This is a genomic window from Pseudomonas sp. 37 R 15 (assembly GCF_900004865.1).
Lineage (GTDB): Bacteria > Pseudomonadota > Gammaproteobacteria > Pseudomonadales > Pseudomonadaceae > Aquipseudomonas > Aquipseudomonas fluorescens_AM.
Map to the genome: position 1 here is coordinate 36176 of NZ_CVTV01000047.1, position 21866 is coordinate 58041.

Here is a 21866-nt window from a genome sequence, read left to right on the forward strand (position 1 = left end):
CTCGGTGGCCGGTGTGTTCTGGCTGGTCAGGTTGAAATCCACGCTCACAGCGCCTGAGATAACCGCCATGCCTGAAACAGCACACATCAGACAGCAGCAAGAGATGAGCGAACTCATTCAAGAGACGGCCAACCTGCTGGATGAAGGCGCCGCAGACATGCCGTTAGCTTTTTTCGAAGCCTGCGAACATCTGCACCTGCGGGTCGCGCAGCTGATGCGTACGACTTTTCTGGCGGTGCAAAAAAAGCCAGCGGCCGGAGGATACACCAACCTACAAGGTGAAGTACTGACAGCCGTGTGAGGTTAAGCTTGGGGGGCACTCCGTGAGTATTGAATGCGGGCCAATCCCACCGCACTGGTACCTACCGTCACTGCCCAGGGAAGTGACCGTTGCCCGTATCACCCGTCATGCCCACAAGTGGCCCTAATCAAAAGGCTGGTTCAAATCAATGGATCCTACTCGGCCGCCTCGCATTTGAGGGTTGGAAAAATATCTACCCTTGATTTGGATCTTGAGGGCCACGCCGTTCCTCAATACCGTCGCGTCATACCCTGCCTGCCTATCCAACTCCAATTTGAGATTGAGAATGCGAGCGGCTTCATACTCTGCAACCTCACCTGTGACACCTAGCGGCTTGCCTGTGAGCTGATAATGACGCCGAGCAAAGGACTTTCGCGTCGCTCAGGATCGTGTAAACCTCATCGTTTACTTCTATGCTTTTTACCGGGATGGAGCCGGGCTTTCACCCTGCCCTGAAAGATGATTTGCGCGATCTAACCAAAATCGTGCCTTCTGAAAGTATCGATCAGCTTTCGTGACTCGGCCTGCTGCAAAGGCCTTGTTGCCATCTGCAAGCCAGTGGCTTGCCTTTATCTGCGCATCGAGTATACGGTCATCCAGCCGCACTTTAGGGGCTTTGGTAGGCATGGCTTTTTCAATCCACGATTCGACCCCAGCAGAACTGTGGTCTATAAATTAAAAATAGGTAACGTGCCACCATCGGCACACCTACTGAGAGGTTCCGCATGGCTAACAATGAAAAAACAAGTAAAGGTGTTGCGTCCAAGGCCAGCGAGCAACTGAAGGACAAGAAATCTACCGCTGATGAAAAATCAGTTGCAGGTTCGGCACTGACTCAAGCGCCGGATAAAAAGAAAAAGTAGATTGTACTTTAGGGCATATAGCCCTAACGCTTTCCTGCATTGCGTAACTCAGGCGAATGTTGTCAGGAGTCGGCTTATCACGAAGAAAATAAAGCTCGCGCGGTGTCTTGCAACGCTTGGGCTTGATAGTGCCGGCGAGCAGCACCTTTTGAAAACTGATCAGCCCTATGCACTCGGTTTTGAGGATCGAAAAACATTCCTCTCCTACGTACCTGGCCCCATGTTTTACGGCGGGGCTTAGGTGTACCTGGCGCGGTTTCAGATATCTGCTGCCCGGTACATCCGAGGCCAATAAGGCGACTCCACGCCCGCGCAGCGCACCATGCCAGATAGCGACAGAGGCTGGAACCGCTCACCGTCGAAGCGCCAGAACTGCTCGCTGCCACAGTCACCAAAGCCCCTAGCCCGGTTAAAACTCGACAGTTCTCCTGTGTCCGGATCGTAACCAACAGCGCCGTTTGGCTCATCGCCCAAGCCATGAGGAAAAACCTGCATTTCAAGAGGCTTGACCTGCTCAGGATGCTCACGCGGTGCTTGGTATAGCACATATGCGCAGTTGTAGGCTGCACACCAAGTCTGGATGATAACCAGCGCCTGTTCCTCGTTCAGAGCGTAAACGCTGGTCTCGACCTTGCTCATATCATCGACGTCTTGTTTCCAGGTATCAAGAGTCGCAGCGATCACCGCATCGCCGATACGCTTTTGTTCTGCTTCATCCGGCTGCCCAACAGGCTTGAACTCCGGCAGTACAGGTGCGGCCGGCGCCGACGGCACTTCACTGTCAGGCTTGGCACCTCGACGCATCAAAGCGCTCTGTGTGCCGACTCGCTCCTGCACTGCATCCATCAACAACAGTGCAGCACTGATTCCATCAAGCGAGGCTACCTGTTCGCCCTGTGTCGCAGCTACAGTCAGGCGATTGCCATTGCGTAACTCGTCGATCAGCGTCAATGCTACGGCGCCGGTGGCGTACCAATCCTCGCCTGATTCTGCATCGCCCTTCTGCAGTGCACTCCTTAACGGTTTGCCGTCCAGTTGGGGCTGGCCATTAACGTCCTGTTGGGTATAAAGAGCAACCCTTAGTTTGCCCTCAGGGCCGGCCTTGCGGGTAATGCGTACCGTCCACTGCGCAAGCTCCATGTCCTCAGACGCAGACACTGCTGTGCACTGACGTGTATTGTCACATCCCACCACCCAGTCCTTGATTTCACGATACAGCGGCACGTGCTCAGCTGCGTATGGCGAAGAGCTCACCCATGCGGCCGCCAGCCCTGCGGCAATTAATGCGGACTTCATACGAAGCCCATCTGACGCTGACGCAGCGCTGCCAGTTCCTGCTCAGCCCGGGCCACGTTCAAGTAGCTCTCCATCACGCCCAGGAGCTCGTCATCGCGCAGCGGTTTTCCGTTGACCCGATAGCCCACGGACATGATGCGTACCTTTGGCGTACCACGGCTGCGCGTGAACAGGGCCTTGGAGAACTCGAAGCTGACCTTGCGCTGGTGTGAGTTTTCGCCTGAGTCCGAGCCGAGTTCAAGTATCAGCGATTCCATCCAACGGCCGTTCTTGTAGCTCACACGCCCCACCTGCAGCAGGTCGATAGGCTGTTGGAGGTTGTGCACACGCAGACAACGGTGATCCAGCGTCATGAACACAAACGTTCCTGAGTGGCGGTTGGCCCAGGTAGCGGCAACCAGTATGGCAACCCCGACCAGGCAGAAGATCAAGGCGCCCACGCCGCCCTTGTCACCCGGACGATGCACCCCACCCATGTCACGCAGCACCGCCCAGGCCAGCAGTGCCATCACCAACGCGGCGATGGGCAACACGTATTTGACACGAGGTGAGGAGGTAAACTCGGTCTTATCCGGCACCGAGTCGATGAAGGCTTGCAAGTTGCCGGTGGCGTCTTCGGCTTCGGTGCGTGTGGCCTGGTTGTATTCGTCGGTCAGCGACGCAGCAAGGTCGGCAGCGCTGCCAGGTTGGTAGGGTGGTTTATTCATGGGTCAAGTCTCCGTGCTGCTCATGCGGTGTGCGCCGTGTCGGCGAGTAATTGGTTGAACCACTGGCTGTCAGCCTCGCTGGCCGGACGGGACGCCTGACGTAGCAAGTCGTCGTCCAGTGCCACCTTAAGGTTGTGTACGCGCTGCAAGGTGGGCGGATGGGTGTCGAAGGGGTGCTCGACACGGTGTTCGAGGGTGTGGGGGCTGACCGGCAACGCGTGCTGCCCCATGTGGCTGTTGAGCGCCTGCACAATGTTGCGGGTCTGCGGGCTGGCGAGCAGCAGGTCGATCAGCTCGGACAAGGCACACACCCGCAGCAAGGCGCAGGCGAATGTTCGGGCACCGGCCACCCTGGCGCCCACTTCGTCGGCGGCCAGTTCCTGCCGGCGGCTCCAGTGATGGAAGGCGTGATCGAATCGCTCAAGAAAGTACAGCGACACCCAGATGCCAGGGCCGGCCAGCAGGGTGTCACTGTCGTTGTCTTCGAGCATGGTGTGGATACGTGAATGCACGCTATGGAACAGCGACGACAGTTGCGAGCCCTTCTCCGTGTCGCCGGATGCGAAGTGCCCCAGCTCATGTCCCACCACAGCGCCTGCTTCGTCCTGGCTCATGGCCGAGGCGTAGGTGAGCGGGATATACAGCGTGCGCCCAAGCAGCGGCGCCTGCGCTGACTGCAGGAACACCTGGCTGCTGGTCACGAACCAGGAGCGATCAACGCCCACCACGATATGATCCGGCGAGGGTGCATTGGCCGTACGTGCAATGTCATCCACCCAACGCCACAGGCCCGGCGCATGCTCGCGTGACAATTCACGCCCCAGCAGCCCCAGCGCAGGTGCCTCCAGCGGTGCCAGCCGCTTGCGGATGCTGCGCAGCAACAGCACGCCACCTGCCAGCACCACCCACAGCGGCAGGGTGAACAGCAACGGCATGGCGCCGCCCCTGTCCCAGTTGCTGTAGGCCCAGACCATTTCGTAGAGCAGGCACAGGCTGATACCTGCCACTAGCAGCGCCACATCAAGGAAGATCAGTTGGGTGACCCGCTGCCAGGCCAGTGTCAGGTGCTGCAGCATGTAGTCTTGCGAACGAATAGAGCGCAGGGCGTCATACTTGAGCTTACCCAGCAGCGCCAGACCGGTCAGGGCGGCCGCCAGCGCACACAGCTCAGCCAGGTGCGCGAGTAACCCGCGTAACGTCAGCCAGCCGTGGTCCTGCACGATGCGGGCGATCTCCTGCTGCATGTGCGGCACGATGTACTCGGCCCCCACATACCCGCCGGTCAGGCTCTTGTGCACCGGCAAAAGATGCTCGGGGTCTTTTTCGGCGGCCACGATCCAGTCGCGCATTTGCTGCTCGTCGCTCAATGCCCAGTGCACGCGACCGTCTTGCAGCAGTGCGTAAAGCATCAGCCCCAACGGGACCAGAAACAGAAAGGCCAGCAGCCGCAACCTGCGTGATGAGGTAGACATGATCACTTCTGGTTCAGGTAGTCGGTGAGGAACGCTTGGGCATTGCCCTGTGACGATAGCCCTTCGCTGTAGCCCACGTTCAACTCCTGGCTTTCGTCAGGCAAGTACAGCTCGCCATAGCCATCTTGAAGGATCAGCGCCACGAACTTCAGGCCGTTGACCTCGGTGCTGTAGCGCGTGTCCTTGGCGGTCTTTTCCACTTTCATTTTCTGGATGCGCAGGTTCCAGTCATGGTCCACCCCTTCCACTTGCACCAGGGCCTCGTTGACAGGGCGGGCACCGATGCGCAGCGTCCATACCTTCATGCCTTGCTCACCTTGGTAAGCCATGACCTTGTCGGCCACTTCCGGGCGGGCGTCGTCGGCCAGGGTGAAAGCGGAAGTCAGCAGCAACGCGCCAACGGTGAGTGCGCGCGCGCAGGTGCTCAGGAACATGCCAGTGTCCTCGGTAATGAAATGAGTGCACCTGATAAGCCAGAGTCACCGAATCGTCAAGGTTGCTGACCGCCTCACACAAGTGAATGGCCGCCGGTCACAGGCACTGGTTAAAAAAGCACCACCAGCACTATACTGCGACCCCATTGTCGGATTGACGTCAAATAGCCGTTAGCCAGTATTGAAAGCCATGCAGAGTTGGACCCCTTACCGGGACACCGAAGTGTTCTTCGATGGCCCGCAGCCCTTGAGCCGGTCAAATATCCTCGACGCGTCCGCGCGGGAGATCATCGGCAGTGCCAGCGGGTACTACCAGGCGCGAACCGTGCGCCCATTGATGCAGTATTTCGACTGCGACCTTCGCTTTACCGAGCGGCTGCGCATCCACAAGGTGCTGCCCGAAAGTCTGTGCATTGTGCAGGTCCTCGAAGGAGGATGGAGCCATAGCATCGACCGCCGCACGCCTAATCGCTACACGCCGGAAGCCCCGGTCAGCTTGGGCCTGAGCGAGCCAATGGAAGCGGTGGATATCCTGCCGTCCGGTAGCCACGCACGGCTGGCGGGGCTGCGCATCGCCGGCTCGTTCATTCACGAACAGGCCGAGGAAGGCGACACCACGCTGTTGCCGCTGCTGCGCCTGCAACAGGACGGTGTACGTTTCACGCCACTGCCCCGCTGCATGGCGCTGCGCTCGCTGTTCGAGCGCCTGTACCAGACGCCCTACCACGGCGCACTGGGCAGGCTGCATCAGGAAAGCCTGACCCTGGCAGTACTGGTGGAGCTGGCAGCGCACCTGGGCGGCCAGCAAACCCGCCCCCAGGGCCAGACCCGTGCCCAGCGCGATCTGGCGCACGAAGCCCGGCAACTGCTCGAAGATAATCTCGCCCGGCCACCGGCCAGCCCTGAGCTGGCATGCATGCTGGGTGTGGGGGAGACCACGCTGCGCCGCGCCTTCAAGCAGGCGTTCGGCAGGTCGATGCTGCACTACCTGCGCGACTGTCGCATGGAAGTGGCTCGCCAACTGTTGTGCGAACGCAAATGGCAGGTGGCGCAGGTTGCGTACCGTGTCGGCTACGCAGACCCGGCCAACTTCACCCATGCCTACAAGGCGCGGTTCGGGTATCCGCCGGGTAAGGAGTGAGCGGCGTATTGAATCAACCTGGGCTAAGCCGACTTGTTTGAGCGCCTCTGCGGCCACCTGGGGCCCATCGTACAGCCAAACGACCTGTGCTGAAGCAGCCCGCCGTGCTCAAATTTCGTGAGTGCCATGGTCGTTTTTCGTGACTACTGGCTGCCTTTGAGAATGATGTGTGTGCTTGGTAAGCGTCCGGTGAAGTCAGGTTGATACAACCGGATTCGTGGCGCTTTTTCCCTGCTATCCGGGCTTGATCGGAGCGGCATGGGGTTCGGCGGCGCTCAACGTATCAAAGTGATTCGTGGTCGAAACCTGGCTTAATGGAATCAAGCCCCTCTAAATTGAATCCACGCTCCAGGTTTAACCGCACTAGCTGGCATCGGTCGTAGTCACCTACACCGGTAATGTGCGCTTTAGGAGGGCAAAGTTTCTCCACCAGCTCAGCACCCAGATCCATACGCCCAGTCCGGATGAAATGTGCAGCGGCAATTAAAACTCCGACTTGGTTTTCGCTGTTCTTCAATCCCATTCTATTCATCATCCGTATGCGTCCGGGCAAGTCACCCACAAGACTCCGCAAAACTAAGACATGGTATTCACTTAGTGGCCACCAGCCAATCAGATGAGGAATTGTTGAGTGCCGTTTGAGTTATTGGATCAATCCGAAGCCGGTGAGGGCTATTGCTTCGGCTTGCTCTTACTGAGAACGAACCACACTGCTAAACAGATAAGCCCGCCGCCGTATAAATGCGCGACCGAAAAACGCTCACCAAGGAACAATGGATAAGCTGGCATATTTTGAGAATGTGCCGCTGAAAGCCGACGCAATTTTTGCAGGGGAACTCCCTGAAGAGCGGTTTAGAACCCTATTGAGCTGACCGTCGGGTCGTTGTTCGCCGCAATCCGACTTCTGGGCACTTTGCGTGAGACCAGCGTGATGGTTCAGCCTCCAGATGATTCTGCATCACACAAAAGCTCCAGCAAGTCATTCGCCAGAGCCGCCGCTTCTTGTCGAAAGTCGGTATTCCAGCGGCTCGACCAGTTAACAGGCTTTCCCTCATCCTCCCAATGCGCCAGCGCAAGCCCGTTGATTATTTCCAGCTCGAACCAAATACGCCGCCAGGCGACGGCGTTCTGAACTGACCTTGTGTCTTTCCACAGGAATTCTGTTTGCGCGACAAATGCCGCCCATGCGAACACATCTTCTGAGGCTCGCTCGCCGAGCGTTCGGAAGTATTTTGCGCTAGCCAATTAACGATTCCTTGTAGTCGTGCACCTATCTAGTAAATGTCCATCCCCGGATACAGAGCTTCAGGTGGATGATAATCGGGGTCCTCAAACCTGCTGTTCTGGTAATAGGTTTGGGCCGTCGGTCCATCACCGTTATAGGTCACCTGCGGATTCGGCGTGAGATGCCAACCGTGTCCTTCTGTGTCGCCCTCAATCAGCGATGCGTACACCCTACAGCTGCCTGATGAGCCGGATGTCAGCCTGAACTGGTAATAGAGTCCGGCTTGGGGAGTAAACTTCGTCGAGATGTGGCAGGAGCGAGTGAGTGACCCCTCCCAGAAAAGATCCACCTGCGTTTCTATACCGGGTCGGATCTGCGTTTCGTAATAGTCCCATGTGAGGTCTTGCCCTGCCTTGGGCATACCCAAGTCCTGTGTATGGGTGAACGGCAGGAGGCCGGTGCGAACAGCGCCGCCGGAACGTTTACCGTTTTCGTATTGGTAAACTTCGGCATGTTGCGTGTAGTCGACGATACGTACCCAGGCAGGATTGGGCTCGTTTTCGGGCGCGGTGAAGTAGTTGGTGTGGGGCAAATACTGGCAACCTGCGAACAACGGCAATGCAATCAGGCCAAGCAGAGGGCGTATCGACATGAAGCCTTTCCTTTTGCGGAGTCAGGGTTACAGACCACAAAAGAGGAGTCGCATTGCGTAACAACAGAAAATTTTGTGCTTGAAGCGTCGCGACGATATCAGATGCGGAGCCTATGCAGTGCACATAGAGAGCGGCGTAGCTTGATCATTGGGAGGTATTTGCTTAAGAAAATCGAAATGAGCACCTCGCATGATCCCTGGTACACCCCCTTTCGTGCTCTTCGGGTCGTGAACAGCCGTAAGCCAGATTTGCAACGACAAATTGCTTTCCAACTCCGGCAACCACAGTAAAGGAACTCAAGCGCACAAATGGTCTGTCAATTCTTCAAGCCCGGCCCTTTAACACGAGCAGACGCTTTTCGGCCAGAAGCACACACGGGACTTACTATCTCATCCTGAGCATTGCCGCTGTACCAAAAGTACTCCTGGATTCTCAGTTTAGACTTTGTAACGCGCCAGGGTAGGACCGATTTGAGGATACGTTTCCAGCTCCGATACTGAGTTTCATGATGCGCATCGATGCGTTTAGATCGGATTTTATCCGCTTCTTGAATCGCTTTCTCTTAGCTATAGATGGCTGTACAAGTCCCGCCGAAACGAAGCAGCCCGCCATTACGTCAGCTAGGCCGCCCAGACAACCAGGCACCCTCGTCAAGCCAGGCGAGAAGGGCGACCGGTGATAATGGCTTGGCGAAGTAATAACCTTGGCCCTGCTGACACCCCCAACCTCGCAGCAGGTGGTAGTGCAGCTCAGTTTCAACTCCTTCCGCCACGACGGTCAGGCTAAGATTTCTCACCAAGCTGATCAGGCCTCGGATTATGTGCCATTCTTTGTTACCCGGCTGAAGATCAACGAGCAGTGAACGATCGAGCTTGACGCTGCTTGCCGGAATCTCGCGCAGGTAGGCCCAGTTACTGTAACCACTGCCAAAGTCATCAATCCCAATGGCAACGCCGAGATCGCGAAAACGTTGCAACTGGACCCGCACGGCCTGGAAGTCAGTCACTAGGACGCTTTCGGTAAATTCGAGCTCAATGAATCGTGGTGCTACCTTGAAGGCTTGCAGGCTCTCGACCAACTGATCGAACAGACGTCCGTCAGTCAGATCCAGTGCCGAGACGTTCAGGGAGACAGTCATTTCCAAGCCCTTAGCGCGCCACTCTGATAGCTGCTCACAGACGCGCCGCACTACCCAACTGGTGATGTGGCGAATAGAAGCTGTGGTTTCGGCCAGCGGGATGAATTCAGCAGGGCTAATCTCACCTAGCTTGGGATGCGACCACCGCAGCAGTGCCTCAACAGCAACGCACCGGTTGCTGGCAAGATCGACACGAGGTTGGTAGACCAGCCTGAATTGATCAACGGTGCCAAGTGCCGCTTCGATGTCATTCAGAAGTACGGTGCTGCGACGCAGGCTCGAATCGATCGCGGGGTCGTAATCGAGCCAACGCCTCTCGCTTCGGCGCGCAGCATCAGTGATGCTGGACATCTGGCGCAGGATATCCGTCGGCAGGCCAGATTCGGGCTTGTGCGGCAGTACGCAGATCCCTACATCGGAGAAAACGGGGATATCCCCACAGTACAGCGGTCTTTCGAACGCATGCACTATGCTGTCGGCCAGGCTGGACAGCGACAGTGTCCGGTGGTTGAGCAATGCGACAAAGCCCAGAGTGCCGGAGCGGTACAAACGCGTCTCTGCGGGCAGCAACTTCAAGACCAGCTCTTTGACCGCCAGCATGAAGTTGGTGAAAAACTCGCTGCCAAGCGACTTCGCCAAACTGTCCATCCCCGATGCGGAGAGCGGCTCTATAAGGACAGCGACCCGCTCATGCTGATCAGGTGCCTGCAGAATGTCTGCTTCAAAGCGCTGCCGGTTGGGTAAGCCAGTCATCGGGTCGATGTAATGCGAGCGGTGCATGGATTCCAACCTCGCCACCACGACCTGGGCCGCGTTGCGCAGAAGGGTTCGCCCTTGCTCGTCCATCGGAGCGTGCGCTTTATAGTCAAGCACGCAGAGCCTGCCCAGGTTGCGCCCTGAATTGATTGTCAACGGAGCACCTGCGTAATACCGGATGAACGGAGCGCCTATTACCAAGGGGTTGCTCAAGAACCGCGGGTCAGCGACAGGGTCACATATTTCTAACATCCCCCCTTCGTCGAGACTGTGGGCGCAGAAGGATATTTCGCGCGAGGTCCGTTCAGGCTCCATGCCCACACGGGCTTTGAAAACTTGATAGTCGCGCTCGATGATGCTGACCAGCGAAGTAGGCACCTTAAAATAGCTGGAGACCATCGCCACAATGCTGTTTAGCACAGGGTCCGAGCCGCTTTCCAAGTCGGAGGTCAAACGGTCTACGTCGACCAGCCGAGCGCATTCTTCTTCGGGCCATAAGTTGCATGTGGTCATTTCGGCTACTATTGAGTGATAAGTCGGCTGGAAATACCAAGATTAGGTGTTGATTCTATGCCTTGAGCTTATCACGGTGCCAAATTCCCACAATTATTGTTAGCCATTGCGCTGATAATCAGAAACTATAGGCCCTAGTTGTAAACCGCTTAAAGCTGAAGGAGTGGTTGCCTATAATTATCTAAGGTTGCGAACCATCGCCATATCGACTGCCGACAATTCGCACCTCAGCTCTCCGACCTGGCCCCGACGGAGCAACATTTGATCAGTATTCTCTCTCGTAGTCTTGAGTTGGTGCGCCGATTTGCACGCAATCAGCCAAGCCCTCCGGTTAGCTACGCCGGCACCGTCGTGGTGATTGCGCTTTGTGCCGCCGTGCGCGTGCAGCTTCCCTTTACAGCACTACCGTACCTGTTTTTCATACCGGGGCTTATGTTCATCGGTTTCTGTTTCGGCGTTGGTCCATCGGTCATAGGCTGCGTGCTAGCAGTGCTCACCGCACACTATTTCTTCATTGGCGAGATTGGCTTTAATGATGGCTTGACAGCCTGGGTTAGTAGCGCAAGTTTCGCCCTCGTGACCTTCGGCATGGCGGTTGTTTGCGCCTTATTCCGAAGAACCTTGAGCGCCCTCTCCGATGTTAACGATCGTCTGGAGTATGAGGTCGAGCGTCGTACACTGGAGCGAGATGGTATCTGGAATGTATCCCCTGACCTAATCTGCACGTTGGCCGAGGACGGTGACGTCGTGGCGATGAATCCAGCCTGGCAAACCGAAACCGGGCTTTCAGATCTAGAACTCAAGGGCGGTGCATTTTTCTGCTTCATCTCCCCCTCCCAACTGTCGGACGCCCTACTCACCCTGGGCAGAGGGGATATCGCAGAGCTCGATACCCAAGGCTCTCGCGCCAATGGCAAACCGCTGCACTTGAACTGGCGAATAGCACGTCGAGAGGGGCTGTACTTTGCGGTCGCGCGGGACGTTACTCAATACAAGGAACGTCAAGAAGCGCTGGAGCAAGTGAGCTCGCAGTTGCAGCAGAGCCAGAAAATGGAAGCAGTGGGCCAGCTAACAGGTGGATTAGCCCATGACTTCAATAACCTGCTGACCGTAATCACGGGCAGCTTGGACATGCTCGACCGACGTATCGCCCAGGGCAAGCAAGAGGACCTACCACTATATGTAGGGCTCGCACGAAATGCTTCTGCCCGGGCAGCCTCTCTGACACATCGGCTGCTGGCCTACGCCCGACGTCAGCCTCTGGCGAGCTCAGTAGTCAACCTGGCGTTGCTAGCTCAAGAAATGAGGGAGCTCATCAGCAGGAGCCTCACGCCGCGGATCGAACTGGAGCTATTGGCACCAGAAGAAACTTTGCTGTGCTTATGTGACGCCCACCAATTGGAAAACGCGATATTGAACCTGTGCATCAATGCGCGCGACGCTATGCCTCATGGAGGTCGGCTCCAGATCCAAATCAGCAAGGCCCGCGTTGATACCTCGGATGGCGCTACAGCGCTGAACGCAGGGCAATACGCACTTTTCCGGATATCTGACACCGGGACGGGGATGCCACAAAGCGTGCTTGAGCGCGCTTTCGACCCATTCTTCACCACCAAACCCTTGGGCTCTGGAACCGGCCTGGGCCTCTCGATGGTCTATGGTTTTGCCCAGCAATCATCGGGCGAAGCCCGGATCGAATCAGTTATGGGGAAAGGCACTACGGTGAGCCTTTTCCTGCCATTGCACCACAGTCAAGCCACAACTGTTGATGTCAGCGTACCCATCAGTATGGAACACGATTTCCAGGCACATAACGCAAGGGTAATCGTGGTCGACGACGAGGATGCTATTCGGGACCTTATTGGCGAGACGCTGGAAGAAGTCGGCTATCAAGTCACCAAGGCTGGAACCGCTGCACAAGCACTGCGGGAGTTGGAAGAACAAGCAGAGGCAGCGTTACTGATCGCGGACATCGGCCTGCCCGGCAGTATGAGTGGCGATGAATTGGCGGTGATCGCTCTCGAAAAATGCCCTACGCTCAAAGTTCTTTTCATTTCCGGCTTCTTGGAAAATGCTGTCCCGGCGATCGCACTTAAAAGCGGCCAGACCGAACTCCTGCTAAAGCCCTTTGCCCTAAAAGAGCTTAAAGCAATTGTGCAGCGTTTAATCTCTCAACGATGAGCAGGCTCGACACCTCAGGTATACGCCGAGCAATTCGCAACCTTCGTGCCTTGCCCGCGAAGCCAATGACTGCATCTTTCAAAGTTGGCGAACTACCGCTAGCCAATCACGTTGCTCACATTGCGTTCTGCCGAGCGCTACTCCTTGATCGAATAGCACACAGCCGCATCGACGTAGGATTACGACAACCGTGCAGATGCATCCTGTTGGCGCCAGAAAGCGATGGGGTGATGTGTTTCAGGTAGCCCTGTAAGCGAAGGATGGGCTTCTTGCTTGCAGAGTTTGAGCTTCAGTTCGGAAAGCGTCCGCCTTTGGCCGAACACTGCCGATCACTAAAGGTAGAAACCGACCACAAGCGACCTTTAAACGAGGTCTGTTGACACATTTGCTCATTCAGGGGCAATTCATACAAAAAGAACGTGTACAAACTTAAATTTGTGTACAGCTTTTTTCTTCAGTGACGATATAGGTGGCGAGGTGCCATGGATAGGGCCCGCAACAATTATGAGTCCAATTACCATGACTACCTTCTTTGGAATGCGCCGTGATCGTCGCGCGATAAAACAATTGGTGACTGCGATTACTCGCGGTGTACCGCCAAAAGTAGACGGATGCGCTGAAGCAGTTGCAGTCCTTGATGCCTGGAGGGCGTTTGATTCACTCGATCGCAGTTCCAGATCCCGTATACAGGAGCTTGAGCAGGAATTGGAAGCAGCTCGTGAGCTACTTCGCGACGCAGCATCGTCCGCTTCTGCACACGAGATCAGATTCGACCTTGTGAACCGCGCTTCCAGCGAAGGGCTGTGGGATATGGAGGTAGTCGCCGGCGACCCCGTGAATCTTAAAAATCGTTTTTGGTGGTCTCAGCAACTACGCAACCTTCTGGGGTTCAGCGATGAGCGCGACTTCCCAAATGTTCTAGCGAGTTGGGCTGATCGCCTGCATCCGCAGGATAAGCAAGCCACTCTTGACGCTTTCACCCGCCATCTGAACGATAAATCCGGGCACACCCCTTACAAGGTGAAAAATCGGCTTGCGATGAAGGACGGCTCATACCGCTGGTTCTATGCACAAGGAGAAACGCTGCGGGATGATCGAGGTATGCCTATACGCGTAGCGGGTTCTCTGCGTGACATCCATGATCAGCTTGAGCGAGACGAAGAGCACGATGTGATCATCACCAGGTTCGAACTGGCCAGGGAAATGCTCTCGGACGGTTTGTGGGATATGGAAGTTATCGCGGGTGACCCGGCAAATCCAAAGAACCCATTCTGGTGGTCTCCTCAATTCAGACGATTGCTTGGATTTGAAACCGTGGAGGAGTTCCCTGATGTCTTGGATAGCTGGGCATCCAGGCTGCACCCGGATGATAAGGAGCAAAGCCTAAAAGCCTTTGGAGCTCACCTGAACGACCGGTCTGGGAGGACGCCCTTTGATATCGAGTATCGGCTAAAGATGAAGAGCGGTGAATATCGATGGTTCAGAGCTCGAGGTCAGACTCGGCGCGACGCCTCCGGCTCGCCGCTTCGGGTGGTAGGGGCCCTTGTGGATGTCCATCTGCAGCACGAGCAGGAAGCGCTAAGACAGGCAGAGGTCGCGCATCAGCAGACGCTTGAGGAAAACATCGCTCAATTGTCTCAGATAGTTGGGACTATACAGAGCATTGCGAACCAGACAAATCTCCTGGCACTGAACGCGGCGATCGAGGCCGCGCGCGCTGGCGAAGCGGGTCGTGGCTTCGCGGTCGTTGCCGACGAGGTTCGCAAGCTCGCGACTCGCACTACAGAAGCAACCGAACAAGCTGCCGGAATGATCGCCCGCTAACTACTGCTCTGTTTAATCCAAGCTGGGGCGATATTCGCCCATCTGCTCGCTGCCTCGGTACGTACTAAGTAAATTACAGTAGACAACCAACGGCAGTGAGCTCGAGCATCCATTACCCATCCAGATATGAACCATCTGTTGGGAATTTATTCAGGGCGCTCTGTATCGTTGCTGATTATTGTAGAGCCCTGAATGACCTCCGGGAGGTGACATGTCATCAGCGTCCGCTTCTGGCCGATTACTGCCTGTCGCGACCGACTGAAAACGACCCAAAGCGGTCTTTCGCTTACCACAGGCATTGCTTCAATCGACTGGATCGCCGAACAGATGGGACGCACCAATGGCAATATGATCCGTCAGCACTATGGGACCTGGATCAACGAGGACGGGCCGGACGTGGTAGGGATGCTACAGCTGGCATTGAAGCTATCGCCGGTTACAGCTCCACACAGAATCCGCGCAACCCCACCGCATCGGCAAATTGTCCTACCGCCGTCAGGCTGGCCCAGATGCGTAGCGTTTCGCGGCGCGAGCGTACCGCCAACCAGCGGCTGCCAGCGCCGCCCAGGCGGATGGCCAGTGTCCACTTGTCCTCCTGGTGACTGACCAGCGTATCGCGCACCGCGCCGCCCTCCACTAGGGCGCGCAGGGCTTCTTCATGAATGCCTTGGGGCATGATTAAGCGTGCCTTCTGACTTGAACGATAAAGTCACTAACCTGCGCCGGTGTCAGGCAATTCAGTTTCCCGAAGGTCGCCAGGTGCTGAATCATTGCTTCATGACTGCCGGGTTGCCGGGCGATCATGCGACGGCAGGTCTTTTCCAGGATCAATCGCGCCATCTGCGGGTTCTCGACCTTCGTCGCATCGAAGGCCAGCGCGATGGCGGTGGCCAGCTCGCCCAGGTCCGGGTCCTTGTGTTGCAGCGCCCTGAGCGCATTCATCTGCCGTGCGGTGATGGGTAGCGACACGTCTCTCGTCCTTAGCGATCATGCTCAGCCGTTATCAAGGGTAATGGTAGACCAGGCTCCGGGGGGCTGGTTTCCGTCAAGCGCAAAAAAGCCCGCCGGAGCGGGCCTTGATGTGGGAGGCCATTGAACATAGGGCGCGTTATTGGAAGCGCTCTATAACAGCCAAAGGCTAATGGCGCTTCGGTCCGTCGAGCGTTCCAGCAGGCGGTGGAGGCCTCCGGAAAGGTTCCATTTCAGCCGAAGCCCTATACCCTCCGCTACCCGAATATGTGCGCAAAACAAATAGCTCACATTTACTTTTTCGCTGACTCTATTGTTTTCGATGTCCCGCCAGTATGCACATTTTCTGTAAGCGGATGGCGAACACACCTTCGGAACTCACACATTCATGAATGAAAATTGCGCCCACGTTTAAGCGGACACAATACAAACTTATATTGTGCTGACCTACAATCGGAATTGCCTTACCAATGTATTAAACGAAATTGCTAACTGCGATAGCTCGTGACTAGAAGCGCTGGTTTGGTTGGCACCCGCCGCCGTCTGCGTCGATAGATCCTGAATGTTAACCAGGTTGCGATCCACCTCTCGCGCTACTTGAGCCTGCTCCTCTGCTGCGCTTGCTATCACCAGGTTTTGCTCATTGATCTGGCTAACGCCTTTACTGATCCGCTCTAGTGCCAGGCCGGCTTCAGTGGCAAGTAATTGAGTGCTGCGCACGAGGTTTTGACTTTTCTCCATCGCCTGCACCGCATCGTCAGCACCGCCACGAACCCTGCTGATCATAGCCTCGATCTCGCCAGTGGATGTCTGGGTACGGTGTGCCAAAGCACGTACTTCGTCGGCCACTACAGCAAAACCACGACCTTGCTCACCAGCACGTGCGGCCTCAATCGCAGCATTAAGAGCGAGCAGATTGGTCTGCTCAGCGATACCACGGATGACGTCCAATACCTTGGTAATGTCGTGGATCTGTCCGGCCAATGCCTCGACTCGCTGTGTGGAGTCAGTAATTTCCTCTGTCACAGTATTGATAGCCGTTACAGCCTGCTGTACCTGCTTCTGCCCTTTCAATGCGTCTTCAGCAGTCTGGCTGGAGATCTGAGATGTGCTGGCTGCGTTGCGCGCCACTTCTTCCACTGCAGCCGTCATCTCGTTGACCGCAGTAGCAGCTTGTAGGATTTCGTCGTTTTGTCGCACCAGTCCACGCGCGCTGTCCTCTGTAACCGCAGTCAATTCTTCAGCTGCGGAAGCCAGTTGGTTCGAGGCGTCGGCAATTTGCTGCACGGTGCCTTTGAGGTTGCTTTGCATAACGGACAGAGACTGCAACAACTGGCCAGTTTCATCGGTGCCCCGAACCTCGATGGCCTGGGTCAGATCGCCTTTAGCTACGCGCTCTGCACCTTCGACCGATAGGTAAATCGGACGGGTAATCATGCGAGTGACGATCATTCCAAGTACGCCGGCACACAGCATGGCGATCAGGCAGCCCACGATCAGCACCCAAGTCACTTGGTTGTTAGTGCTTTCGCCTGCTTTCGCGACATCGAGAGCCTGGCGACTGTTGGACTCGATCATGATCTTGATCTCAGCAATGAGTTTGAGGTAAGGCGGTGTAACGTTGTGTGTAGCGAGCCTTCGAGCCTGTTCAATATCGCCACTTTTTAGCGCAGCGAAACCCAAATCCACAGCAGCAATGTAGGCCGGCCAGTCACGTTCGAAATCGTCGCCCGCAGCCCGTTCGTCTGCCTCTAGCGGGGTGGCACGGTAAGTTTTGAATGCATCTTGAGCCTCGGACTGATTATCGCGGTACGACTGGATAACGGCGTTGATATCGTCATCGCTGGCGTTCGCAGCTGTCAGCACAATGGCCTTAAAAAAGTCACGGTTGGTGGCAATGGCGTTTGCCATGATTGCGTCGGTTTTCTGGATCGATACCATGTTGTTGGTCACAGTATCTTGCAGTTGGCCATACAGCTTGGCGATGCCGGACTGACCCAGTGCTGCCACAACAACAGTGATCAACGCGCATAGACCAAATGCAGTTAGTAGCTTGGACTTCAGTTTCAGACTTCTCAGCCAAGACATAGGGATTACTCATTAGGAGATCAAAGGGAGTTAGAAGCGTCGTTTCCTTGAAGAGAATAGCGGCAGGGGCGAAGTAAACTTTAATACTCACAAAGTCATGCACCTTGCTACGATGCACGACGAGGGTAAGCGTACTGGGGATACGCCTTGCGTAGGTCAGCTAAGCACCCACTAATGCGGCAGCAGTTGCTCGATCTCGCTGGCTTTCTGCGTCGGCAACCGCATCAGAACATCCTTGAGATACGCATACGGATCATGCCCGTTCATGCGCGCCGACTGGATCAGGCTCATGATCGCCGCCGCCCGTTTACCGCTGCGCGGCGATCCAGCGAAAAGCCAGTTCGACCTACCGAGCGCCCACGGCCTGATCTGGTTTTCCACGGCATTGTTATCGATGGGCACAGCACCATCATCCAGGTAGCGCGTCAGCGCTACCCAGCGTTTCAAGCTGTAATCCAGTGCCTTGGCTATGGCCGATCCCTCGGGTACAAGCGCGCGTTGAGCGATCATCCACTCATGCAACTTTTCCGCGATGGGCACCGCCATTTCCTGGCGTAATCGCCAGCGATCTTCATCGCTCATGTCCTTGGCCTGCCGTTCGACTTCGTACAAGCCGCCAATGGAGTGCAGCGCCTGTTCGGCCAACTGGCTTTTGTTCGCCACATGCAGGTCGAAAAACTTGCGCCGAGCATGGGCCATGCAGCCGATTTCGGTGATGCCCTGCTCGAAGCCAGCTTTGTAGCCTGCGAAGTCATCGCAGACCAGCTTGCCGTTCCAGGTGCCCAAGAAGTTGCGTGCGTGTTCACCCGCACGGCTGGGGCTGAAGTCGTACACCACGGCTTTGAGGGCCGAGAACGGCGTGCTGCTGTAGGCCCAAACGTAGGCGCGGTGGGTTTTCTTCTCGCCGGGCGCCAGCATTTGTACCGGCGTTTCATCGGCGTGAACCACGCGCTGGGCCAGCACCACTTCGCGCAGCGCATCGACCAGCGGTTGCAGTTGTACGCCGGTTTGGCCGACCCACTGAGCCAGCGTCGAGCGCGGGATCGCCAGGCCGGCACGGCCGAAGATCTTTTCCTGCCGGTACAGCGGAAGATGGTCGGCGAACTTGGCCACCATCACGTGGGCCAACAAGCCGGCAGTGGGGATGCCCTTGTCGATCACCTGTGCCGGTACCGGCGCTTGAATCAGTGTTTCGCACTGACGGCAGGCCCATTTGCCACGTACATGTTGCTCAACAGTGAACACGCCCGGCGTGTAATCCAGCTTCTCACTGACGTCTTCGCCGATGCGCTGAAGTTGGCAGCCGCAGGAGCACTGAGTGCTCTCTGGCTCGTGATGAATCACGGTACGAGGAAACTGCGGTGGCAACGCTGCAAGCTTGGGTTGTTGGCGTGGCTCGTCCAGTGCCGGGGCGGGACGAAGTGCTTTCAACTCGGCATCAATGGCTTCGAGATCGGTGCTGAGCAAGTCATCCAGCAAACTGCCTTGCGCCGGGCTGATCTGCTCACTGCGCTTGGCAAACTTGTGGCGTTTAAGGATGGCGATCTCGTGAGAGAGCTGCTCGATGACGGTCTTGTCGCGGCGGCTCTCTCGGCCCATGGTGTCGACCTTCGACAACAACTGCGCAGCGAGTGCGCGCAGTTGATCGGACGTCATTTGGTCGAGATTGGGCGAGAAGGTCATGCCGTGGATTTTACCAAAGCCGCCCACCAGACACAGCTAAAAGACCCGATTCAGAGCAACGTAATTACGCCGTTAGCACCGACCCGCTGCCAAGGCAGGCCCAGCAACAGCGCCTGAAGTTGCTCTGCGTCGAGTTCAACTTCGTGGCCTCGATGCGTGCCGGGCCAATGAAACTTACCTCGGTTCAGGCGGCGCGCTGCCAGCCAGATACCCACGCCATCGTGCACCAGTACTTTCATCCGATTGGCGCGGCGATTGGCGAACAGATAAGCGCAGTGCGGCTTCGCCGCACCGAACACCGCGACCACGCGGGCCAGCGCTGTGTCTGTGCCGGCGCGCATGTCCATTGGCTCGGTGGCAAGCCAGATGGTGTCGATGCGGATCATTGCGAAAGGCTGCGGATGAAGCGTGCGCAGCCATCCGGGTCGGAGACGGGCCATTTGACCGTGATGGTTTGAGCGCCCAGCGGCAATGCGATCACCACCGCCTCGTCAGCATGCCGCTTGGGCATGGTTTGCAGTGGTACGAATGCTGGAAGTGGCGCAACCGCCTTGTAGCGGTATATCGGCAGCCACTTGCGGATGACGTTGGCGTTGATACTGTGGCTGATGGCGACACTGGAAACTGAGGCTCCGGGTTGCAGGCATTCCTGCACGACCTGGGCTTTGAAGGGCTTCGGGTAAGAGCTTCGTTGGCGCATGGAAATCCTGGCGATAAGGGTGATCGCGTCCGCAAAAATAGACGGACACCATCGTCCTTAATGCTGGAGTTCGGTAGGTGTGTTCACCGCACGCTTACGCGGCATCGCTGTGATGATGCTCTTTCCGACATCGTCCTGCCTAAGTTGAGTGCTTTTGGTACAGCGGTGGTGCTCAGGGTGAGATCGTAAGTCCCGAGTGCCTGCCTTTGGCCGAGAGCGGGAATTAGGAATAGCCCGCATCCGGCCAATAGCTGCCTGTCGGGACCGGCTGAAATCGACCCGAAGCGGCTGTTCATGAGTGAGTTCTGTCGTCCAAAAACGGAAGCCAAGAATGTCTACGAAAACCAGGGTGATTCAAATTGCCTTGAGCGGCTGGGAGCTACTCGGAACCTAAGAGCTTTCTAACCTCGGCGATGATCAAATCGATATTGAATGGCTTTGCCAATACTGCATCAAACAGATCCGATCTCTGCATACCGATGTGTGCCTGAGCACCGCTCATCAAGATGATCGGCAAATCGTTAGCGGAAGGAAGTGCTCGCACAGATGTAGCGAATTCTAGACCGTCCATGACCGGCATCATAAAGTCGGTAATTGGATTAGCCCCTACAAAACCGGACACCAACTCCCCGTTAAATTGATGCTGCCGCCAAGCGCCTGAACTCCCTCGGTGAGCGATATTTCAAGGCGCTGTGTGGATGCTGCTCGTTGTAATGCTCGAAGGCAATTGCCAGGTTACGCAGCGCCGTTTCTCTATCTGGTTTGGGCATATGCGCCACGTAGTCACGCTTGATAGTCTTTACGAAGCTCTCGGCCATGCCGTTGCTTTGCGGGCTACGCACCGGTGTCGTTACCGGTTGCAAACCGATCTGCCGGGCAAATGCGCGCGTCTGTTCAGCGGTGTATGCCGAACCGTTGTCGCTTAACCACTGCACTGGCGTAGTCGGCAGTTGGTCACCAAAACGCTTCTCTACGCTTTCCAGCATCAAGTCGCGGATATCATCGCCACTGTACCCGGTCGGGCTCGCGACCCAGCCGATGGCTTCACGGTCACAGCAGTCCAGGGCGAAGGTCACGCTCAGTTTGGCGCCATCCTCGCATCGGAACTCAAAGCCGTCCGAGCACCAACGCGTATCGCTGGTTTTCACGGCAATACGGCCTTCGTGCCGACGCGGCACGCCGGGCTGTTTGATCCGGCGCTCAAGCAGCAGGTTGTGATCACGCATGACCCGGTAAACCCGCTTTACATTGATCGCAGGGAGTCGTTGCTTTTCTCGTGCACGGCGCAGTAATCCCCAGACGCGACGGTAGCCATAGCTGGGCAGCTCGCTGACCTGTTGCTGAATTTCGACTACCAACTCAGCGTCATTCACAGGCCTGCTTCGCCGTACTCTGGGCGATAGCGATTGCTTGATCCGAACCGTTAATTGCGAGCGCGCCACACCGAGACATTTGCTGACCAGCTTCACTGGTCGTCCCCCGGCAACAAGGGTGAGTGCGCAATCCATTTTCGCGACCGGGCGATCTCTACGGCCTCTTTTAGAACTTCGGCTTCCATCGTCTTCTTGCCCAGCATCCGCTGCAATTCGCGGATCTGCTTGAGCGCATCGGTCAGTTCCGACGCCGGTACAACGGCTTCGCCAGCACTGACCGCCGACAAGCTTCCGTCCTGGTAAAGCTTGCGCCACAGGAACAGCTGGTTGGCGTTGATGCCGTTGCGTCGGGCCACTACGGACACGCTTTGTCCCGGTTCAAGGCTCTCGCGAACCATTGCCAGTTTCTGGTCGGTGCTCCAGCGACGCCGGCGCTCCTGGCCGAGCAATTCGCCACCCTTATTATTGCTGTTAGTCATAAACATACCCGTTTGCCTATCCCTTATCTTAAGGGGGGAACGGTGTCCTGTCTTTCATGGGGCTCGTTCA

At 56.5% G+C, this 21866-nt stretch carries 19 protein-coding genes and 5 pseudogenes; 7 read left to right on the forward strand and 17 right to left on the reverse strand.

What is annotated here, in order from left to right; genetic code table 11:
• Positions 1 to 13: 13 nt before the first annotated feature.
• Together BFQ04_RS14235 and BFQ04_RS29675 are read left to right on the forward strand one after the other, a co-directional pair.
• Positions 14 to 301, forward strand: coding sequence for a hypothetical protein (locus BFQ04_RS14235; RefSeq protein ID WP_242194930.1), 288 nt, complete (start codon positions 14 to 16; stop codon positions 299 to 301).
• 725 nt (positions 302 to 1026) lie between these two features.
• Positions 1027 to 1164 (forward strand): hypothetical protein, encoded by a 138-nt coding sequence (locus BFQ04_RS29675; RefSeq protein WP_175413286.1) that lies wholly within the window; start codon positions 1027 to 1029, stop codon positions 1162 to 1164.
• A gap of 258 nt (positions 1165 to 1422) precedes the next feature.
• On the opposite strand, the gene BFQ04_RS14245 is transcribed toward BFQ04_RS29675, so the two are convergent.
• Genes BFQ04_RS14245 through BFQ04_RS14260 form a run of 4 tightly spaced genes read right to left on the reverse strand, consistent with a single transcriptional unit; the run spans position 1423 to position 5073 of the window.
• Entirely contained in the window at positions 1423 to 2460 is a 1038-nt protein-coding gene (locus BFQ04_RS14245; RefSeq protein ID WP_065951375.1) for a DUF1176 domain-containing protein, read from the reverse strand.
• Entirely contained in the window at positions 2457 to 3167 is a 711-nt protein-coding gene (locus BFQ04_RS14250; protein ID WP_065951376.1) for a hypothetical protein, read from the reverse strand. The genes BFQ04_RS14245 and BFQ04_RS14250 overlap by 4 nt, the downstream gene beginning before the upstream one ends.
• A 20-nt stretch (positions 3168 to 3187) precedes the next feature.
• The gene (locus BFQ04_RS14255) at positions 3188 to 4639 is read right to left on the reverse strand and encodes a M48 family metallopeptidase (protein WP_065951377.1); all 1452 of its coding nucleotides are present in this window, start codon (positions 4637 to 4639) and stop codon (positions 3188 to 3190) included.
• A 2-nt stretch (positions 4640 to 4641) separates the two neighbouring features.
• On the reverse strand, positions 4642 to 5073 hold the full coding sequence (locus BFQ04_RS14260; protein WP_065951378.1) for a hypothetical protein: 432 nt from the start codon (positions 5071 to 5073) through the stop codon (positions 4642 to 4644).
• A gap of 190 nt (positions 5074 to 5263) precedes the next feature.
• On the opposite strand from BFQ04_RS14260, the gene BFQ04_RS14265 reads away from it, so the two are divergent.
• The gene (locus tag BFQ04_RS14265) at positions 5264 to 6214 is read left to right on the forward strand and encodes an AraC family transcriptional regulator (protein ID WP_065951379.1); all 951 of its coding nucleotides are present in this window, start codon (positions 5264 to 5266) and stop codon (positions 6212 to 6214) included.
• 283 nt (positions 6215 to 6497) lie between these two features.
• Here BFQ04_RS14265 and BFQ04_RS14270 read toward each other — a convergent pair whose 3' ends face one another.
• From BFQ04_RS14270 to BFQ04_RS14285, 4 genes are all read right to left on the reverse strand, one after another.
• Complete coding sequence (locus tag BFQ04_RS14270; protein WP_139111933.1) at positions 6498 to 6737, reverse strand: hypothetical protein; 240 nt, start codon at positions 6735 to 6737, stop codon at positions 6498 to 6500.
• A gap of 413 nt (positions 6738 to 7150) precedes the next feature.
• On the reverse strand, positions 7151 to 7459 hold the full coding sequence (locus BFQ04_RS14275; protein WP_065951381.1) for a hypothetical protein: 309 nt from the start codon (positions 7457 to 7459) through the stop codon (positions 7151 to 7153).
• A gap of 29 nt (positions 7460 to 7488) precedes the next feature.
• Positions 7489 to 8091 (reverse strand): hypothetical protein, encoded by a 603-nt coding sequence (locus BFQ04_RS14280; protein WP_065951382.1) that lies wholly within the window; start codon positions 8089 to 8091, stop codon positions 7489 to 7491.
• Between the two features lie 617 nt (positions 8092 to 8708).
• Complete coding sequence (locus BFQ04_RS14285; RefSeq protein ID WP_065951383.1) at positions 8709 to 10499, reverse strand: sensor domain-containing phosphodiesterase; 1791 nt, start codon at positions 10497 to 10499, stop codon at positions 8709 to 8711.
• A 261-nt stretch (positions 10500 to 10760) separates the two neighbouring features.
• Between BFQ04_RS14285 and BFQ04_RS14290 the strand changes: the two genes are divergently transcribed.
• The 4 genes and pseudogenes from BFQ04_RS14290 to BFQ04_RS30010 form a co-directional block, all read left to right on the forward strand.
• Entirely contained in the window at positions 10761 to 12680 is a 1920-nt protein-coding gene (locus tag BFQ04_RS14290) for an ATP-binding protein (protein ID WP_065951384.1), read from the forward strand.
• An 810-nt stretch (positions 12681 to 13490) separates the two neighbouring features.
• Positions 13491 to 14222: pseudogene (locus tag BFQ04_RS30435) on the forward strand (PAS domain-containing protein); the annotation flags it as partial.
• A 45-nt stretch (positions 14223 to 14267) separates the two neighbouring features.
• Positions 14268 to 14495 (forward strand): annotated as a pseudogene (locus BFQ04_RS30440) (methyl-accepting chemotaxis protein); the annotation flags it as partial.
• A gap of 300 nt (positions 14496 to 14795) precedes the next feature.
• Positions 14796 to 14933 (forward strand): annotated as a pseudogene (locus tag BFQ04_RS30010) (site-specific integrase); the annotation flags it as partial.
• Positions 14934 to 14940: 7 nt separating this feature from the next.
• Here the strand turns inward: BFQ04_RS30010 and BFQ04_RS14300 are convergent.
• From BFQ04_RS14300 to BFQ04_RS28640, 9 genes and pseudogenes are all read right to left on the reverse strand, one after another.
• Positions 14941 to 15180, reverse strand: a complete 240-nt coding sequence (locus BFQ04_RS14300; RefSeq protein ID WP_065951386.1) for a hypothetical protein — start codon at positions 15178 to 15180, stop codon at positions 14941 to 14943.
• Positions 15181 to 15182: 2 nt separating this feature from the next.
• A complete protein-coding gene (locus tag BFQ04_RS14305) occupies positions 15183 to 15473 on the reverse strand; it encodes a hypothetical protein (RefSeq protein WP_065951387.1) in 291 nt (96 codons plus the stop codon).
• A 447-nt stretch (positions 15474 to 15920) separates the two neighbouring features.
• Positions 15921 to 16784 carry a methyl-accepting chemotaxis protein gene (locus tag BFQ04_RS30445; RefSeq protein WP_371914505.1) on the reverse strand — a complete coding sequence of 288 codons (864 nt, stop codon included), beginning with the start codon at positions 16782 to 16784 and terminating at the stop codon, positions 15921 to 15923.
• A pseudogene (locus BFQ04_RS30450) lies at positions 16779 to 17561 on the reverse strand (MCP four helix bundle domain-containing protein); the annotation flags it as partial. The pseudogene BFQ04_RS30450 and the gene BFQ04_RS30445, both read right to left, overlap by 6 nt.
• A 171-nt stretch (positions 17562 to 17732) precedes the next feature.
• Positions 17733 to 19244 (reverse strand): IS66 family transposase, encoded by a 1512-nt coding sequence (locus BFQ04_RS14315; protein WP_065951389.1) that lies wholly within the window; start codon positions 19242 to 19244, stop codon positions 17733 to 17735.
• Between the two features lie 50 nt (positions 19245 to 19294).
• Positions 19295 to 19630 (reverse strand): IS66 family insertion sequence element accessory protein TnpB, encoded by a 336-nt coding sequence (tnpB, locus tag BFQ04_RS30015; RefSeq protein ID WP_065951390.1) that lies wholly within the window; start codon positions 19628 to 19630, stop codon positions 19295 to 19297.
• The gene (locus tag BFQ04_RS14325) at positions 19627 to 19944 is read right to left on the reverse strand and encodes an IS66-like element accessory protein TnpA (RefSeq protein WP_065951391.1); all 318 of its coding nucleotides are present in this window, start codon (positions 19942 to 19944) and stop codon (positions 19627 to 19629) included. The genes tnpB and BFQ04_RS14325 overlap by 4 nt, the downstream gene beginning before the upstream one ends.
• Before the next feature lie 379 nt (positions 19945 to 20323).
• Positions 20324 to 20539, reverse strand: a pseudogene (locus tag BFQ04_RS14330) (response regulator); the annotation flags it as partial.
• Between the two features lie 37 nt (positions 20540 to 20576).
• A protein-coding gene (locus BFQ04_RS28640) for an IS3 family transposase (protein ID WP_371914492.1) occupies positions 20577 to 21796 on the reverse strand; the annotation gives its coding sequence in 2 pieces (ribosomal slippage) (positions 20577 to 21451 and positions 21451 to 21796; 1221 coding nt in all).
• Positions 21797 to 21866 lie beyond the last annotated feature (70 nt).

Coding starts and splice junctions, on each gene's coding strand:
- BFQ04_RS29675 (WP_175413286.1), top strand. CDS start 1,027: ATGGCTAACAATGAAAAAACAAGTAAAGGTGTTGCGTCCAAGGCCAGC.
- BFQ04_RS14245 (WP_065951375.1), bottom strand. CDS start 2,460: ATGAAGTCCGCATTAATTGCCGCAGGGCTGGCGGCCGCATGGGTGAGC.
- BFQ04_RS14250 (WP_065951376.1), bottom strand. CDS start 3,167: ATGAATAAACCACCCTACCAACCTGGCAGCGCTGCCGACCTTGCTGCG.
- BFQ04_RS14255 (WP_065951377.1), bottom strand. CDS start 4,639: ATGTCTACCTCATCACGCAGGTTGCGGCTGCTGGCCTTTCTGTTTCTG.
- BFQ04_RS14260 (WP_065951378.1), bottom strand. CDS start 5,073: ATGTTCCTGAGCACCTGCGCGCGCGCACTCACCGTTGGCGCGTTGCTG.
- BFQ04_RS14265 (WP_065951379.1), top strand. CDS start 5,264: ATGCAGAGTTGGACCCCTTACCGGGACACCGAAGTGTTCTTCGATGGC.
- BFQ04_RS14270 (WP_139111933.1), bottom strand. CDS start 6,737: ATGGGATTGAAGAACAGCGAAAACCAAGTCGGAGTTTTAATTGCCGCT.
- BFQ04_RS14280 (WP_065951382.1), bottom strand. CDS start 8,091: ATGTCGATACGCCCTCTGCTTGGCCTGATTGCATTGCCGTTGTTCGCA.
- BFQ04_RS14285 (WP_065951383.1), bottom strand. CDS start 10,499: ATGACCACATGCAACTTATGGCCCGAAGAAGAATGCGCTCGGCTGGTC.
- BFQ04_RS14300 (WP_065951386.1), bottom strand. CDS start 15,180: ATGCCCCAAGGCATTCATGAAGAAGCCCTGCGCGCCCTAGTGGAGGGC.
- BFQ04_RS30445 (WP_371914505.1), bottom strand. CDS start 16,784: ATGCAAAGCAACCTCAAAGGCACCGTGCAGCAAATTGCCGACGCCTCG.
- BFQ04_RS14315 (WP_065951389.1), bottom strand. CDS start 19,244: ATGACCTTCTCGCCCAATCTCGACCAAATGACGTCCGATCAACTGCGC.
- tnpB (WP_065951390.1), bottom strand. CDS start 19,630: ATGATCCGCATCGACACCATCTGGCTTGCCACCGAGCCAATGGACATG.
- BFQ04_RS14325 (WP_065951391.1), bottom strand. CDS start 19,944: ATGCGCCAACGAAGCTCTTACCCGAAGCCCTTCAAAGCCCAGGTCGTG.